The sequence below is a fragment of the Nonomuraea sp. NPDC003804 genome, assembly GCF_040610675.1.
Classification (GTDB): Bacteria; Actinomycetota; Actinomycetes; order Streptosporangiales; family Streptosporangiaceae; genus Nonomuraea.
This window is the reverse complement of sequence record NZ_JBEXMT010000017.1, coordinates 100,882-116,232: the sequence shown is the minus strand read 5'-3', so window position 1 is coordinate 116,232 and position 15,351 is coordinate 100,882. Positions and strand designations below refer to the sequence as shown.

At 71.7% G+C, this 15,351-nt stretch carries 11 protein-coding genes; 2 read left to right on the top strand and 9 right to left on the bottom strand.

Annotated elements, in window-relative coordinates:
* Positions 1–22: 22 nt before the first annotated feature.
* From ABZX22_RS23735 to ABZX22_RS23715, 5 genes are all read right to left on the bottom strand, one after another.
* Positions 23–1,687: an ABC transporter ATP-binding protein gene (locus ABZX22_RS23735; RefSeq protein ID WP_354912717.1), complete on the bottom strand. Its 1,665-nt coding sequence runs from the start codon at positions 1,685–1,687 to the stop codon at positions 23–25.
* Complete coding sequence (locus ABZX22_RS23730; protein WP_354912715.1) at positions 1,684–2,478, bottom strand: ABC transporter permease; 795 nt, start codon at positions 2,476–2,478, stop codon at positions 1,684–1,686. Before ABZX22_RS23730 ends, ABZX22_RS23735 begins: the two co-directional genes overlap by 4 nt.
* The gene (locus ABZX22_RS23725; RefSeq protein ID WP_354912713.1) at positions 2,475–3,419 is read right to left on the bottom strand and encodes an ABC transporter permease; all 945 of its coding nucleotides are present in this window, start codon (positions 3,417–3,419) and stop codon (positions 2,475–2,477) included. Before ABZX22_RS23725 ends, ABZX22_RS23730 begins: the two co-directional genes overlap by 4 nt.
* Position 3,420: 1 nt before the next feature.
* The gene (locus tag ABZX22_RS23720) at positions 3,421–4,971 is read right to left on the bottom strand and encodes an ABC transporter substrate-binding protein (RefSeq protein WP_354912711.1); all 1,551 of its coding nucleotides are present in this window, start codon (positions 4,969–4,971) and stop codon (positions 3,421–3,423) included.
* Between the two features lie 133 nt (positions 4,972–5,104).
* A complete protein-coding gene (locus ABZX22_RS23715; protein WP_354912709.1) occupies positions 5,105–6,580 on the bottom strand; it encodes a serine hydrolase domain-containing protein in 1,476 nt (491 codons plus the stop codon).
* 180 nt (positions 6,581–6,760) lie between these two features.
* On the opposite strand from ABZX22_RS23715, the gene ABZX22_RS23710 reads away from it, so the two are divergent.
* The gene (locus ABZX22_RS23710; RefSeq protein WP_354912707.1) at positions 6,761–8,011 is read left to right on the top strand and encodes a C39 family peptidase; all 1,251 of its coding nucleotides are present in this window, start codon (positions 6,761–6,763) and stop codon (positions 8,009–8,011) included.
* A gap of 79 nt (positions 8,012–8,090) precedes the next feature.
* Here ABZX22_RS23710 and ABZX22_RS23705 read toward each other — a convergent pair whose 3' ends face one another.
* The 4 genes from ABZX22_RS23705 to ABZX22_RS23690 all read right to left on the bottom strand — a co-directional run bounded on the left by ABZX22_RS23705 (position 8,091) and on the right by ABZX22_RS23690 (position 13,989).
* Entirely contained in the window at positions 8,091–10,208 is a 2,118-nt protein-coding gene (locus tag ABZX22_RS23705; protein WP_354912705.1) for an ABC transporter ATP-binding protein, read from the bottom strand.
* 14 nt (positions 10,209–10,222) lie between these two features.
* Positions 10,223–11,137, bottom strand: coding sequence for an ABC transporter permease (locus ABZX22_RS23700; RefSeq protein WP_354912703.1), 915 nt, complete (start codon positions 11,135–11,137; stop codon positions 10,223–10,225).
* Entirely contained in the window at positions 11,134–12,093 is a 960-nt protein-coding gene (locus ABZX22_RS23695; RefSeq protein ID WP_354912701.1) for an ABC transporter permease, read from the bottom strand. The genes ABZX22_RS23700 and ABZX22_RS23695 overlap by 4 nt, the downstream gene beginning before the upstream one ends.
* 72 nt (positions 12,094–12,165) lie before the next feature.
* Positions 12,166–13,989: a peptide ABC transporter substrate-binding protein gene (locus ABZX22_RS23690; RefSeq protein ID WP_354912699.1), complete on the bottom strand. Its 1,824-nt coding sequence runs from the start codon at positions 13,987–13,989 to the stop codon at positions 12,166–12,168.
* 211 nt (positions 13,990–14,200) lie between these two features.
* On the opposite strand from ABZX22_RS23690, the gene ABZX22_RS23685 reads away from it, so the two are divergent.
* Positions 14,201–15,349: an ROK family transcriptional regulator gene (locus ABZX22_RS23685; protein ID WP_354912697.1), complete on the top strand. Its 1,149-nt coding sequence runs from the start codon at positions 14,201–14,203 to the stop codon at positions 15,347–15,349.
* The last annotated feature ends 2 nt before the right edge of the window (positions 15,350–15,351 follow it).

The following is a 15,351-nucleotide window of genomic DNA, read 5'->3' as shown; positions in this document are numbered from 1 at the left end:
CTATATACGAATGGATGAAATATCAGGGCTTGGCGGGTACGGCGGCCAACAGCCTGCGCGTGTAGGCGTGCGCAGGGGTGTCGAGCACCTCGGCGGTGCCACCGCTCTCCACCACCTCGCCCCGGGAGAGCACCACCAGCCGGTCGGCCATCTGCCTGACGACCGCCAGATCGTGGGTGACGAACACCATGCTGGTGCCGACCTCCCGCAACAGCTCCAGGACGTGTGCCTGGACCGAGACGTCCAGCGAGGCCACCGGCTCGTCGCAGATCAGCAGCTCAGGCCGCACGGACAACGCCCTGGCGATGGCCACCCGCTGCCGCTCGCCGCCAGACAACCCGGCCGGCCTCCTGTCGGCGTACACGGCGGGCAGCCCCACCAGCTCGAGCAGCTCGGCCACGGTGTACCCGCCCTCCGCCGGGCCCTGCGCCGCCGCCTCCGCCAGCGTGGCGCCGACCGTCAAGGCCGGGTTGAGCGAGGTCGACGGGTCCTGGAAGACGCACTGCACCAGCCGGTGCCGTGGCCGCACCGGGTCGGCCAGCTCGATCGTGCCCGAGTCCGGCCGGACCAGGCCCAGCACGCAGCGGGCCAGCGTGGTCTTGCCCGAGCCGGAACCGCCGACGACACCGACGGTCTCGCCACGGTCGACGTGCAGGGAGACGCCGCCCAGCGCGACGTGCGAGCCGTAGGTCTTGCGCAGGTCCGTGACGCGCAGCACCTGGTCGGCGGCGACCCGGCGGTGCTCCCGCGGACCGTCCTCGGCGCGGATCCGGGGGCGCACGTCGTGCAGGCAGGCGGTGAGCCGGTCCGGGCCCAGCTCGCGCAGCGGCGGCCGGGCGTGCGCGCACTCGGGCGCCGCCTGGTCGCAGCGGGAGACGAACGCGCACGTCTCCGTCACCTCCGCAGCGGCGGGCACGCTGCCCCTGATGCCGGTCAGCCGGGGTAGCCGCCGCTCGACCGTCGGCACGGCCGCCAGCAGTCCCGCCGTGTACGGATGCGCCGGCGTGCTGCCCATCCCCGCGGCGGGTCCTTGCTCGACGATGCGTCCGGCGTACATGACCGCCACGCGGTCGCACAGCTCGAAGGCCACCCGCAGGTCGTGGGTGATCAGCAGGACACCCATGCCGCGCGCCCGCTGGATCCCCTTGACCAGCATGAGGATCTCGTGCTGCGTACTGGCGTCCAGCGCGGTGGTGGGCTCGTCGGCGATCAGCAGCTCCGGGTCCGCCGCCAGCGCGGCGGCCAGCGCCACCCGTTGCCGCATGCCGCCCGACAGCTGGAACGGGTAGCGCCCGGCCGCGGCCGGATCGTCGATGCCCACCTCGGCCAGCCGGCGCAGCACCTCCGCCCGGTCCCTGCGCCCCCGCAACGACTCCGCGACGTGGGCGCCCGCCGTCCGCAGGGGGTTCAGCACGGCGAACGGGTCCTGCATGAGCAGGCTCACCCGGGTCCCGCGCACCGAGCGCAACACCCGCTCGCGCGCTCCGAGCAGCTCCCGGCCGTCGAGCGTGATCGAGCCGGTGGCGCGCAACCCCTTGGGCAGCAGGCCCGCGGCCGCCCGCGCGGTGAGAGACTTGCCGCTGCCGGACTCGCCGACCAGGCCCACCATCTCGCCGCGGGCGACCTCCAGGTCCACCCCGTCGACGATGAGGCCGGACCCTGAGACACGCAGCTCGGAGATCCTCACCGCAGGCCTCCCTTCGACAGCGACTCGAACGCGCGGTCGCCCAGCAGGGTGGCCGCGCACGCGACCACGGTGATCAGGGCCGCGGGCGCGATCGAGGCCCACGGGTTCAGGTCCAGCAGCCCGCGGTTCTCCTCGACCATCAGGCCCCAGTCGGGCGTGCCGGCGGGCAGGCCGACACCCAGGAACGACAGGCCCGCCAGCGCCACCAGCGCCGCCACGAAGCTCAACAGCGTGTTGGCCACCACGGTGGGCGCCACGTTCGGCAGCAGGTGCCTGAACATGATGCGCGACGGGCGCAGGCCCAGCGTGCGCGCCGCCTCGGCGTAGGCCAGCTCGCGCTGGGCGAGGGTGAGGCTGCGGATCACCCGGATGTCGCCCGGCGTGAACAGCACCGCCATGGCCAGCACCGCCCAGCCGTACCCGCCGCCGACCACGCCGACCACGACGATCAGCACGAGCATGCCCGGCAGGGCGATCGCCAGGTCGGCGGCGCGCATCAGCAGCGTGTCCACCCAGCCCAGCCGGTAGCCGGCCAGCAGCCCGAGCGTCGTGCTCAGCAGCGTCGTGCAGACGGCCACGAGCACCGGCCACATCAGTGCCGAACCGGCACCGGCCAGCAACCGCGACAGCACGTCGCGGCCCAGGTCGTCAGTGCCCAGCCAGTGCGCGGCGCTCGGCCCCACCGCCCCGAGCGCGAGATCCTGCGCCGCCGGATCGTACGGCGCCAGCCACGAGCCGGCCACGGCGGCCACCGCCGCCAGGCTCAGGACGGTCAACAGGATCGCCCTCATGCCGCGGCCGCCTTGTGCCTGACCCGGGGATCGACGGCCACATAGGCGAGGTCGATCAGCAGGTTCACCACGATCACGATCGCGCCGCCGAGCAGCACCAGCGCCTGCACCACCGGGATGTCCTTCTGGCCGACCGCGCCGACCAGCAGCGCGCCCAGCCCGTGCAGCCCGAAGGCCTGCTCGACGAAGACCGAGCCCGTCAGGTTGGCCGCCAGCAGCAGCCCGCCCACGGTCAGCACGGGCAGCGCCGCGTTGCGCAACGCGTAACTGACCCACACCCGCCGCCTGGGCAGCCCGCGCGCCCTGGCGAAGGTCAGGAAGTCCTGCGCGGCCAGGTCGAGCGCGGCGGCGCGCATCTGCCTGACGACGATCGCCGCCTGCCCGGTGGCCAGCGCGATCGCGGGCAGCGTGAGGTGCACGATGCGGTCCATCGGGGTGTCGCCGGCGCCGAAGACCGGGAACCAGCCCAGCGCGACCGCGAAGCCGTACAGCAGCAGGATGCTCAGCGCGAACGGCGGGATCGACAGCGCGACCAGCGACGTCAGCGTGATGCCCTGGTCCAGCCTGCCGCCGCGCCGCATCGCCGCGGCGAGTCCGGCCGGCACACCCACCACGACCGTCAGCACCAGCGCGTAGCCGGCCAGCCCGGCCGTCACCGGCAGGCGGTCGGCGATCACCGCGGTGACCGGTTCGCGGGAGGAGATCGAGGTGCCGAAGTCGCCCCGCAGCGCGTCGCCCAGCCAGCGTGCGTAGCGGACCGGGAACGGGTCGTCCAGGTGGTACTGCTCGCGGATCGCCGCCCTGGTCTCCGGCGTGGACGGGCGCCCGCCGAGCAGCACCTGCTCGGGACCGCCAGGCGCCGCGGCGAGCAGCCCGTAGGTGAGCACGGACAGCACCCCGAGCAGGAGCACGGCGGCGCACAGGCGCTTGACGACCGCCATCTCAGCGGCCCGCCGGGCGGAGCGAGGCGATGACGTCGGCGGACCAGGTGGTGAACGTGCCCGTGAACTTCTCGCTCAGCGCGACGGCGTAGTCGGTGGAGAACAGCGGGATGTACGGCACCTGCTCGGCGACCTCCGTCAGCAGCGCGGTGACCAGCGCCTTCCTGTCCTGACCGGTCGCCGAGGCCAGGGCGTCCAGCTGCCTGTCGGTGGCGGCGGTGCCGTAGCCGGAGAAGTTGAAGCCCTCAGGCTCGGCCGCGGCGCGGCTGACCATGTCGGGCAGGACCTCAAGCGGGTCGGGCGTGCCGTAGGCCAGGTTGACGTACTGGATCGACAGGCGGTCGTGCTGCATCACCCGCGCTCGGTACTGGTCGGCGGGGCTCGGCTCCAGGGTGAGCCTGATACCGATCTTGGCCAGGTCGGCGGCGACGGCCTGCATGACCGTGCCGCTGTCGCCGGTGCTCGCGTACGGCACCGCCAGCTCGAACCCCTGCGGGTAGGCGGACATGGCCAGCTCGGCCTTGGCCCGCTGCACGTCGTAGGGGTGGGCCGGCAGGGACGGGGGGCTGTCGCCGTACAGCGCCGCCAGCTGCGGGGCCGGCAGCACGGTCGTCGCCGGCGCGCCGTGACCGGAGGTCATCAGGTCCGACACCGCCCGGCGGTTGACCGCGTGCGCGATGGCCCGCCGTACGTGCAGATCCTTCAGCGGGCCCGACGTGACCGCCAGCGACAGGTAGCCGATGTTGTTGCCCGGGTAGAAGATCGTCCTGACACCGGGCAGGCCGGTCCACTTGCGCGCGTCACGGACAGTGAGGCCGTCGGTGGCGTCCACCTCGCCCGACCTGACGGCCAGCCGCAGCGTCTCGGGGTCGGTGATGGTCTTGAACTCGACCGTGCGCAGCGCGGGCGGCCGGCCCCAGTACGACGCGTTGCGCTCCAGGACCACGCCCGAGGTGAGCGAGAACTTCGCCACCTTGAACGGGCCGGTGCCCATCGTGCCGACCTCGGGGCTGCCCAGGTCCTGGGGATGCGCCTCCGCGAGCTTGCGCGGCGTCACCTGCCAGGCGATCGCCGCCATGGCCAGGAACGCGGGGTTCGGCCGCTTCAGCGTGACCTTGATCTGGTCGGCGCCGACCGCCTCGACCTGCTTGACCGTCGTGAAGTAGCTGGCGGCCTGCGAGGCGACCTTCGGATCCAGGTGGCGGCGCAGCGAGAACGCCGCGTCGTCGGCCGTCAGCGGAGTGCCGTCGGCGAAGCGTACGCCCTTGCGCAACGTGAACAGGTAGGTGGCCGGGTCCGGCTGCGTCCATTCCGTCGCCAGCCGGGGTGCGGGCGCGCCCCGGGTGTCGAGGGTGAGCATCGTGTCGAGGACGGCGGACTGGATGAGGGTCGAGGCGTTGTTGAAGCCGTGTGCGATGTCCAGGCTGTTGGGCGGGCTGGCGGTGGCCCAGACCAGGGAGTCGCGGGCCGGCTCTGCGGCTCCGCCGGAGGAGCAGGCGGTGACGAGCGCGAGTACGACGGCGGCGGCGGTGGCGGCCTTCGCGGATGTCATGGAACCACCTCTGTCATGGAACCACCTCGGAAAGGTGCGGGCGGGGGGACAGTGGGACGGTAGGAGCCGGACAGCCGCTGTTCACTGACCCGGCAGCCAAAACCGCCGGCCCCCGCCTCGTCCTGCAGGCCAATCAGCCGTCGAAGCGCATCCGGCGCAGGCCGCCGCCGCTCACCAGCAGGTCGCCCTCGTGGAGACGGAGCGTGAACAGCCCGGCCTCCCACGCTCCGCCTGGCGCGGGAGTCACCGGCAGCTTCAGCTCGCGGCCGAAGTGCACCTGGCCGTCTCGCACGGTGGCGGCGATGTCGAGCTCCCGGCTGTGGAAGACGCCGTCGGGCATCGGCGCGTCCGAGGGCGGCGACGCGGCGTGGAAGACGACCGGCGGGCGCGCCGGGGGGCCGACGCGCAGGAACATCCGGTCACCGTCGATCTCCAGCCAGGCGCCCTCGGCGTCACCTGTCCCGTGCCAGCGTCCGTCGGCGCCGGCAGTGAACGCTCCCACGCCCGCGATCACGAGGCGCCCGTCGGCGGGTTCGAGGGTCAGCGTGCCGTCCCCGGCCGGATCGTGCCAGTGCAGCCGCTCCGGCGGCGCCGACGTCGCGGGCGCGGGCTTCGGCGGCTCCGCCGTGCCGAGCAGCAGCCGCACCAGCCGGTGAGACAGCCGCACCGGATCGATCGCCGTCTGGTTGGACAGCACCGCGATGCCGACACCCGGATCGGGCAGATACAGCAGGTTCGACAGGTAGCCGTGCATGCCGCCCGCGTGGCCGAACCAGTCGTCGCCGTGATAGATCCCCAGCGCGTACGGCTGGACCGTCCCGTCAGCGAGCACACCCCGCTCCAGCAGCCGGTCGCGCAGGTCGGCGCCGAGCACCCGCCCGTCGGCCAGGAAGCCGAACCACGGCGCCAGATCCGCCACGCTGGTCACCAGCCCGCCGTCGCCGACGGCGCTCTCCTGAGTGTCGGCCCGGCGCGGCTCTTCTCCCCCCGCGTTGGCATAGCCGTACGCCAGCCGCTCCAGCGGCACCGACGCGTCGTCCCTGAACACCGAATCGGCCATCCCCAGCGGCTCGAAGAGCCGCTCCCGCGCGAACCGCGCCAGCGACATGTTCGTGACCCGGTTGACCACGACCGCCGCGAGCACGTACCCGGTGTTGGAGTAGGCGAAGGCCGTACCCGGCTCGAACGTCGTCCTGCGGATGCCCGCCAGCACCTCCAGCAGCCGCTCCTCGGTCATCTCGGCCAGCGGCACACCCGTCAGCGCCTGCAGCCCGTACCACTCCGGCAGGCCGCCCGTGTGCTGCAGGCACTGCCGCAGGGTCACCGGCACCTCCAGGTTCAGCTCCGGCACGTGCATTCGCACGTCGTCGTCGAGCCCCACCTTCCCGTCACGCTCCAGCAGGAGCACGCACGCCGCCGTGAACTGTTTGCTCGCGCTGGCGATGTCGAAGCGGGTGTGCTCGTCGACCGGTACGCCGAACTCCACGCACGCCGCCCCCTGGGCGACCGTGAGCACCGCGGCTCCGTCGGCGTACACTCCTACGGCCAGACCCGGGGTCTGCGGGCTGATCAGCGAGAATACCTCGCGCTTGACTCGTTCGAGATCCATGCTGCCAGTATCGCCAGGCGACCCGCGCCGCCCTTTGGCGTACGCGACGACGGATGCCCGCCGTTCTTTGTCCTCCGGGCACAAGGCGGGCCTGTGGCAATACGTAAACTCCCCGATGCGGGATGCGGCCGGGGTCTCTACCGTCTGCGAGGTCGAGAGTCCCCCAGCCAAGGTGAGCCCATGCGCGTGCTGACCGTGTTCCTCTCCGCCGTCCTGCTGACCACCATCGTCACCCCGTCCGCCGCTGCCGAGCTGAAACCGCCACCTGGCCCGGCGGACGTCGTCTACCAGCGGGCCGCTTTCGCCTCCGGCACCGCCGAGGGTGTGACGGCCGGTGACACCCTGACATTCGACTCCCCGGCCGGGACCACCTCCTACACCGACGCGCTGGGTACCAGGACCTGGGAGTACGCCCGATGGACCGGCCCTGAGCGGCCGATCGGATTCGCCGCCACCGAACTGGTCGCCTCCTGGACCGCCGACACACCGCCAGGAAGCTGGCTGCAGGTCGAGATGCGCGGCCGTCACGCCGCCGGGGCGACCACGTGGTACGTGCTGGGCCGCTGGGCGTACGGCGAGGCCGACATCCGCCGCACCTCGGTACCGGGCCAGGCCGATGCCGACGGCACCGTGTCCGTCGACACCTTCGTCGCCGCGACCGGCAAGCCGATCACCGCCTACCAGCTGCGCGTCACGCTGCACCGCGCACCAGGCTCCGCCGCGACGCCGGTGGTGAAGACGCTCGGCGCGATGGCCTCGGCCGTCCCCGAGCGCAAGACCGTGCCGGTCAGCCCCGGCGGCGGCGCGTGGGGAACCGAGCTGAACGTACCCCGCCGTTCCCAGAGCATCCACCAGGGCCACTACCCCGAATGGGACGGCGGCGGCCAGGCCTGGTGCAGCCCGACCTCCACCACGATGGTGCTGGGCTACTGGGACAGGTGGCCCAGCGCCCAGGACACCTCCTGGGTCGACGCCGCCGACCCCAACCCCGAGGTGGACCACGCCGCCCGGTACACCTACGACCACGCCTACCAGGGGGCGGGCAACTGGCCGTTCAACACCGCCTACGCCGGCCGCTACGGCCTGGAGGGGTTCGTCACCCGGCTGCGGTCGCTGACCGAGCTGGAACGCCTGATCACCGCCGGCATTCCGGTGATCACCTCCCAGTCGTTCAAGAAGGGCGAGCTGCCCGGCGCCGGCTACGGCACCGACGGCCACATCATGGTGGTGGTCGGCTTCACCGCCACCGGCGACGTGATCGCCAACGACCCCGCCTCGCCGAGCAACGACGCCGTGCGCCGGATCTACCCGAGGGCCGATTTCGAGAACGTCTGGCTGCGCAGCTCCAGCAGCGGCGGCATCGTCTACGTCATCCACCCGCCGGGCCACGCCCTGCCTGCCACCACCCCGGGGCTGCCCGCCAACTGGTGACCCCTCGGTCCCGACCGGGCCGGTGAAGGACGGCCGGCTGTGGCGGTGCGCCCGGGTGCTGACGCGAGGTGGGGCGACCTCAGCCGCGCAGCGGGAAGTGACAGGCCACCTGGTGCGCGCCGCCCGTCAGCGGCGGCTCGCTCTCGCAGATCTGCTCGGCGAACGGGCACCGGGTCCTGAACCTGCACCCTGACGGCGGGTTCTGCGCGCTGGGCAACTCCCCGCTGATGGCGACGCTCGGCCGGACGGCCACGCCCGGCTCGGCGGCCGGGACGGCGTCGATCAGCGCCTGCGTGTAGGGGTGCCTGGCCGCCCGCACCACGTCGTGCGCCGGGCCGACCTCGACGAGCTTGCCCAGGTACATGACGCCGATCCGGTCGGCCATGTAGTCGACGACGGACAGGTCGTGGCTGATGAACACGTAGGCCAGATCCAGCTCCCGCTGCAGGTCCCGCATCAGGTTGAGCACCTGCGCCTGGATCGACACGTCCAGCGCGCTCACCGGCTCGTCGCCGACGATCAGCCGTGGCCGCAGCGCCAGCGACCTGGCCAGCCCGATGCGCTGCAACTGCCCGCCGGAGAACTCGTGCGGGTAGCGCTCCAGCACCCGCCGCGACAGCCCCACCTGGTCCAGCAGGGTGGCGACGCGGGACCGGCGCGTGCCGGGGTCACCGTCCTGCTGGATCTCCAGCGGTTCGGAGAGGATCGCGTCGATGCGCATCCGCGGGTTCATCGCCGCGTAGCTGTCCTGGAACATCAGCTGCACCTGCCGGTGCATCCGGCGGCGCGCCCGCCGGTCCAGCGTGGCGATGTCGGCGCCGTCGACGACGATCCGCCCGTCCGACGGCTGCTCCAGCCCGACGACCAGCCTGCCCACCGTGGACTTGCCGCACCCCGACTCGCCGACGAGCCCGAACGTCTCGCCGGGCCGTACGTCGAACGACACCCCCGCGACCGCGCTCACCTGCCCGGCACGGCGGCGCAGCCCGCCACCGGCCGCCTCGTAGTTCTTGACCAGGCCGCGGACCGACAGGATCGGCTCCACCGCGGGAACGTCAGGCCCTTCCGCGGGCCCGGATCCGGGCCCGGCAGCGGGTGCGGCGGCCGTCACGGTGGTGATCACGGAGCCGGTTGCGGTGGCGGTCACGGCGGCGGGCACGGCGGCGGGCACGGCCGGCGTGACCGCACGGGCCGTGACCGGCGGCTCGGCGACCGGGTGCAGGCAGGCGTGCCGGTGCTCCTCACCCGCCAGGACCACCTCGGTGGTACGGCACGCCTGCGTGACATGCCGGCAGCGCGAGGCGAACCTGCAGCCGGTGAGCGGCCTGGACAGGTCGGGCGGCAGTCCGGGGATGCTGTAGAGCCTGGCGCGCGAGCCGTTCTCGCGGGCGGCGGCGCCGGGCAGCGACTCCATGAGCGCCTCGGTGTAGCGGTGCCGTGGCGAGCGGAACAGGTCCGCGGTCGCCGCCGACTCCACCACCCGACCCGCGTACATCACCGCCACCCTGTCTGCCCTGCTGGCGATCACCCCGAGGTCGTGGGTGACCAGGATGACCGCCATCTCGTATTCCTCGCGCAGGTCGTCGATCAGGTCGAGGATCTGCCGCTGCGTGGTCACGTCGAGCGCCGTCGTCGGCTCGTCGGCGATGAGCAGCCGGGGAGAGCAGACCAGCGCCATGGCGATGACGACCCGCTGGCGCATGCCGCCCGACAGCTGGTGGGGATAGGCCTCGACGATCTTCTCGGGGCGGGGCATCCCGACCCTGCGCAGGATCTCGACGGCCCGCTCGCGGGCCTCCGCCTTGCCGACGCCCTGATGGACGCGCAGCGGCTCGGACACCTGCGCGCCGATCCGCATCGTCGGGTTGAGCGAGGTGAGCGGATCCTGGAAGACCATGCCCATGCGGACGCCGCGGATCGCGCGCACCTCGGCGGGCGGCAGCGACAGCAGGTCCTGGCCTTCGAAGAGGATCTCCCCGCCGACGACCCGGCCGCCGTGGGGGAGCAGCCCCATGACCGACAGCGCGGTCATCGTCTTGCCGCTGCCCGACTCGCCCACGACGCCGAGCGTCTCGCCCTGCCGTACCTCCAGGTCGACCCGGTCGAGTGCGTGGACGACACCCCGGCGCAGCGTGATGTCGGTGCTGACGTGACGCAGCCGCAGCACGGGCGTGCTCGCGTCGATCGGTGCGCTCATGTTCCCGTTTCCTGCTAGCGCCGCCGGAGGCGGACCTCGAAGACGTCCCTCAGCCCGTCGCCCATGAAGTTGAAGGCGAGCACGATGAGGATGATGGCGATGCCGGGCGGGTACAGCAGCCACCAGTGGCCGCTGTAGGTGTCGGCCAGGCCGTCGGACAGCATCCCGCCCCAGTTGGCGGCCGGTGGCGGCACGCCGAGCCCGAGGAAGGACAGGTAGGCGACGTAGAGGATGGCGTCGGCCACCTGGAAGGTCGCGTTGACGATCACGGTGCCGATGGCGTTGGGGATGATGTGCCGGCGTACGGCCCTGCCGCCGGTGCCGCCCATGGACCGCATGGCGTGCACGTACTCGCGAGAGCGCAGGGTCAGCGCCTCGCCGCGCACCAGCCTGGCCGGGCCGAGCCAGGCGAACGCGCCGATGATCAGGATCAGCATCGGCACGCTCGGCGTGACGATCGTGGCCATCAGCATGAACAGGAACAGCGACGGGATCGACATCATGGCGTCGACCACGCGCATCATGGCCGCGTCCACCCAGCCGCCGGCGAACCCGGCGATCGCCCCCCACAGCGTCCCCACGAAGGTGGCCAGGACACCCGCGGCCAGGCCGACCACGAGGGAGGTCTGCCCGCCGAGCATGAGGCGGCCCAGCTGGTCGTAGCCGACGCCGTCGGTTCCCAGCGGGTGCCCGGCCGTACCCGGTGGCAGGTGGACCGACGCGAGGTCGGTGTGCACCTGGTCGGTCTGGTAGAACAGCGGGCCGAGGAAGCAGATCGCGCCCAGCACGACGAACAGCGCCAGCCCCACCAGGGCCAGGCGGTTCTCGGCGAAGACCGACAGGCCCTGACGCCACAGGCCGCGCACCGGCGCGTCGTCGGCGTCGAGGGGGGTCTCGGTCGTCTCGGTCGTCTCGGTCGTGGTGATCACGCGCGGCCCGCCCTGAGCCGCACCCTGGGGTCGGCCACCGCGTAGAGCAGGTCGGCCAGCAGCGCGCCGACCACGGTGGCGACCGCGATGATCAGGGTGACGCCGAACAGGATCGGGAAGTCGCGCTTCAGCGCGGCCTGCCAGAACAGCTGTCCCATGCCGGGGAAGTTGAACAACGACTCCACCACCAGCGCGCCGCTGAACAGCGCGGGCAGGTACATGCCGAGCAGCGTGATGACGGGGAACAGGCCGTTGCGCAGGGTGTGCAGGCCGACCACCCGCCCTTCGGACAGGCCCTTGCTCCGGGCGGTGCGCACGTAGTTCTCGTTGAGGTTGTCGACCATCGAGGAGCGCACGTAGCGCGAGTACACCGCGATGGTCACGACGGCCAGGGTCACGGTCGGCAGGACCAGGCCCGCGGGGTCGGCCAGCACCTCACCCAGGGTGAAGCCCTGCGGCGCCTCGGGCGGCAGGATCGGCCAGACCTGCGAGAAGACAATGATCATCATGAGGCCCAGGAAGAAGATCGGGGTGGCGTAGGCCAGCAGGGACAGGGCGGTGATGGCGTAGTCGGGCCACCTGTTGCGCCGCACCGCCTGCACGACGCCCAGCGGGACGGCCACGACGATGGCCAGCAGCGTCGACAGCAGCGACAGCACCATGGTCTTGGGCAGCCGCTGGCCGATGGCCTCGGTGACCGACTGGTTGAGCTGGAAGGAGTAGCCGAGGTCGCCGCTCAGCAGGCGTTGGACGTACATCACGTACTGCTGCGCCCACGGCTGGTCGTAGCCCATCTCGTGGTCGAAGGCCGCCAGCTGCTCCAGCGTCGCCTCCTTGCCCAGCGTGGCCCGCGCCACGCCGCCGGGCAGCAGATGCAGGATGACGAACGTGATCATCGTGACGAGCACGACGATGACCAGGGCCTGGCCCAGGCGCGTGATCAGATACCGGGCCACGGAGGCCCCTCCTTGTTCCGGGGACCCCGGCGGCCCTGTCGTGGGCCGCCGGGATCGGGGACGGTCGCTGCGTCAGCTCTTCCAGGCCCAGTCCTGGAAGAACATGCCGTTCATCGGGTCCTGCGGGTCGACCCCCTGCAGATCCGCCCGGAAGGCCGAGATCTGGTAGACGGGGTTCGGCATCCACAGCACCGGCAGGTTCTTGGCCAGGTGGTCGTTGTAGGCCTTGAGCGTGGCCTCGTCGGTGGAGAACTGCGTCGCCTCGATGAGCCGGTCGGCCTCGGGGTCGCTGTAGCTGCCCAGGTTGACCGGCGCGCCGGTGGCGAACAGCCGCTCGCCGCTGGCGAAGGCCGGGTAGTACCAGCTGCCCTGGGAGCCGAAGAAGGACATGTCCCACGTGCAGCTCGGCTCGGACGGCTTGCAGATCGGGGTGACCGCGACGGAGTCCGGCACCTCCTTGATGGTCAGCTCGATGCCGACCTTGGCCATCTGCGACTTGATCTCGGCGAACATCTTCGTCGTCGCCGCGAAGCCGGTCTGGCTGGTGACCGTGAAGGCGAGCGGCGTGCCCGCCTTGACGCCCTCGCCGCACTGGCCGGCCGCGCTGCCCGGCTTCTCGCAGGTGGTCCGCCCGTCGGGGGTCACCTTCCAGCCGTTGCTCTCCAGCAGCTGCCTGGCCTTGGCGGGGTCGAAGCCGTAGACGCAGCCCTCCCCGCTCCCGTTGGTGCCCGGCTTGCTCGGGACGGGCCCGCACGTCGGCGCGGCCATGCCGGACCAGATGACCTTGCTGATGGTCGGCTGGTCGATGAGCATCTGCATGGCCTGCCGCAGGTACGGCTGCTTGAACAGCGGCCCCGAGGTGGGGTTGTTGTAGTTCAGCTGCAGGTAGGTGATGGACCAGCCGTACCAGGGCGAGATCGTGTAGCCCTTGGACTCGAGGTACTTGCGCTGCGACAGGTTGGCGGGAGGCAGGTAGCCGTAGTCGATGTCGCCGGCGCGCAGCACGTTGAACTCCGCGTCGTCACCCGTGAACGGCCGGAGCACCACCTTCTTCAGCTTCGGCTTGTCGGTGCCGGAGTAGTTGTCGCGGGCGGCGAGGACGACCTCGCCGTTCGGCACGTACTTCTCCAGCTTCCACGGGCCGCTGTTGACCTGCCACAGCTCGTTGGTCGCGTACGTCTTGGGATCCTTGGCGGCGGCCAGCAGGAAGTCGAAGACTTTTTTCGCACCTTCGGGGGTTTTGTCGAGGTCGCCTACCGTGCCCGTGGCCGAGTCCTTGTCCCAGACGTGCTGGGGCATCGGGACGATGCGGTTGAGCTGGTTCCCGACGAACCAGGCGGTGTTGTAGACCTTCGTGGTCGTCAGGGAGAAGGTCTTCTCGTCCTTGACCTTGAACGCGGTGATGTTGTCGGGGAACCCGCCGGCCCGGTAGGAGGCCCACCTGTCCTTGTTCGCGCTGACGAGGTTGTACCAGAACTGCACGTCCCGGGTGGTGACGGGCTTGCCGTCCGACCACGTGTTGTCCTTCAGCGTGATCGTCAGGGTCTTGCCGCCGTCGCTGACCTCGGGCGGCGCGGCCATCGAGCGCTCGGGGTCGATGTTGTGGACGGCCGAGCCGTCCAGCCGGTACTCGTACAGGTGACGGTACTGCGCGGCGCCGAAGATGGCGTTCTCGCCCTGGGTGAAGCCGGGCGCCGAGATGGGCAGGATCCAGTTGGGCGTGCGCAGGGCGACCGTCACGGTGTCCTTGCCCTGGCTGCCGCCCTTGCCGTTCTGGGCGCCCTTCGGCGAGCCGCCGCCGGCGCCGCCGCACGCGGTCAGGCCCAGGCCGACGGCCATCACACCCGCTAGGGCGACGGTGCCGCGGAGTCCGCGCCTGTGGAATCTGGTCCCCATGGGATCTCCTCGATTGACGGGCACCGGCCCTGCGCTTTCGGGGCTCTGGTGCGCTCAATCCGGAGAATGTATAGACGCATATGTTCGAAGTCAACGGAACTAACCACTTTGTTTCGCAGACTTATTTCGCGTTAGAGTCGAAGTGCGGTGTGGTCCATGATGGGCCTCGGTGCAATCGCGGTCCGGGAGACCGGCCGTAGGGAGGAGAGGCATGTCGGACCCAACGAGCCCCGCCAACTTGCGTGAGCAGGCGCTCAGCCTGTTGGCCAGCGGCGAGGCCACGTCCCGTGCCGACCTCGTGGAGAACCTGCAGGTCGCGCCGTCGACCGTCTCCAGCGTGGTACGGCGGCTGCTGGAGGAGGGCGCCATCCTCGAGGAGGGCGTGGGCAGGTCCACCGGCGGGCGCCGACCCCGCATCCTGCGCCTGCGAGACGCCGGCGGCGTCTACGCCGTCTCCGAACTCGGCGCCGGGCACGCCCGCGTCGGCCTGTGCTCCCCCGACGGGCGGCTGCTGGCCGCCGAAGAGATCGCCATCGACATAGCGGCAGGACCCGGCGAGGTCTTCGACACGGTCGAGACCGCCTTCGACCGGGTCCGCAATGTCGTCGCCGCGGGCCAGGCCTTCCTCGGCGTCGGCCTCGCGCTCCCCGGACCCGTCGAACACCCCAGTGGCCGGCTGATCGGCCCGGCCAGAATGCCCGGCTGGAGCGGCTTCGACGCGCAGGCCGGCCTGCGCGAGCGCCTCGGCCTGCCGGTGGTCGTCGACAACGACGCCAAGGCGGCCGCGATCGGCGAGCACATCACCCGCGGCAGGGACACCGGCGACATGATCTACGTCAAGGCCGGCACCGGCATCGGCGGCTGCCTGGTCAGCGGCGGCCAGATCTACCGCGGCGGCCGCGGCCTCAGCGGCGACGTCACCCACGTCCGCGTCGCCGACAGCGGCGAACGCGAGTGCTCATGCGGCGCGCGCGGCTGCCTGGAGACCGTCGCCAGCGGCGCCGCCCTGGCCCGCCAGCTGGGCGAACGCGGCCTGCCCGTCAGCACCACCCGCGACGTCATCGCCGCGACCGTCAACGCCGAACCGTCCGTCGTGACCATGGTCCGCCACGCCGGCGGCCTGCTCGGCGTCGCCCTGTCCGGCCTGGTCAACTTCCTCAACCCCGACGCCGTCGTCATCGGCGGCGCCCTGTCCAGCCTGGACGTCTACGTGGCAGCCGCCAGGAGCATGCTCTACGAGCGCTGCCTGCCGTCCATGACCCAGTCCCTGTCCATCGAGGCCAGCGTCGTCGGCCCGGATGCGGCCCTGCTCGGCCTCGGTCATCTGGTCCGCGCGTCGGCCGACGTCCGACCCTCCTGAGG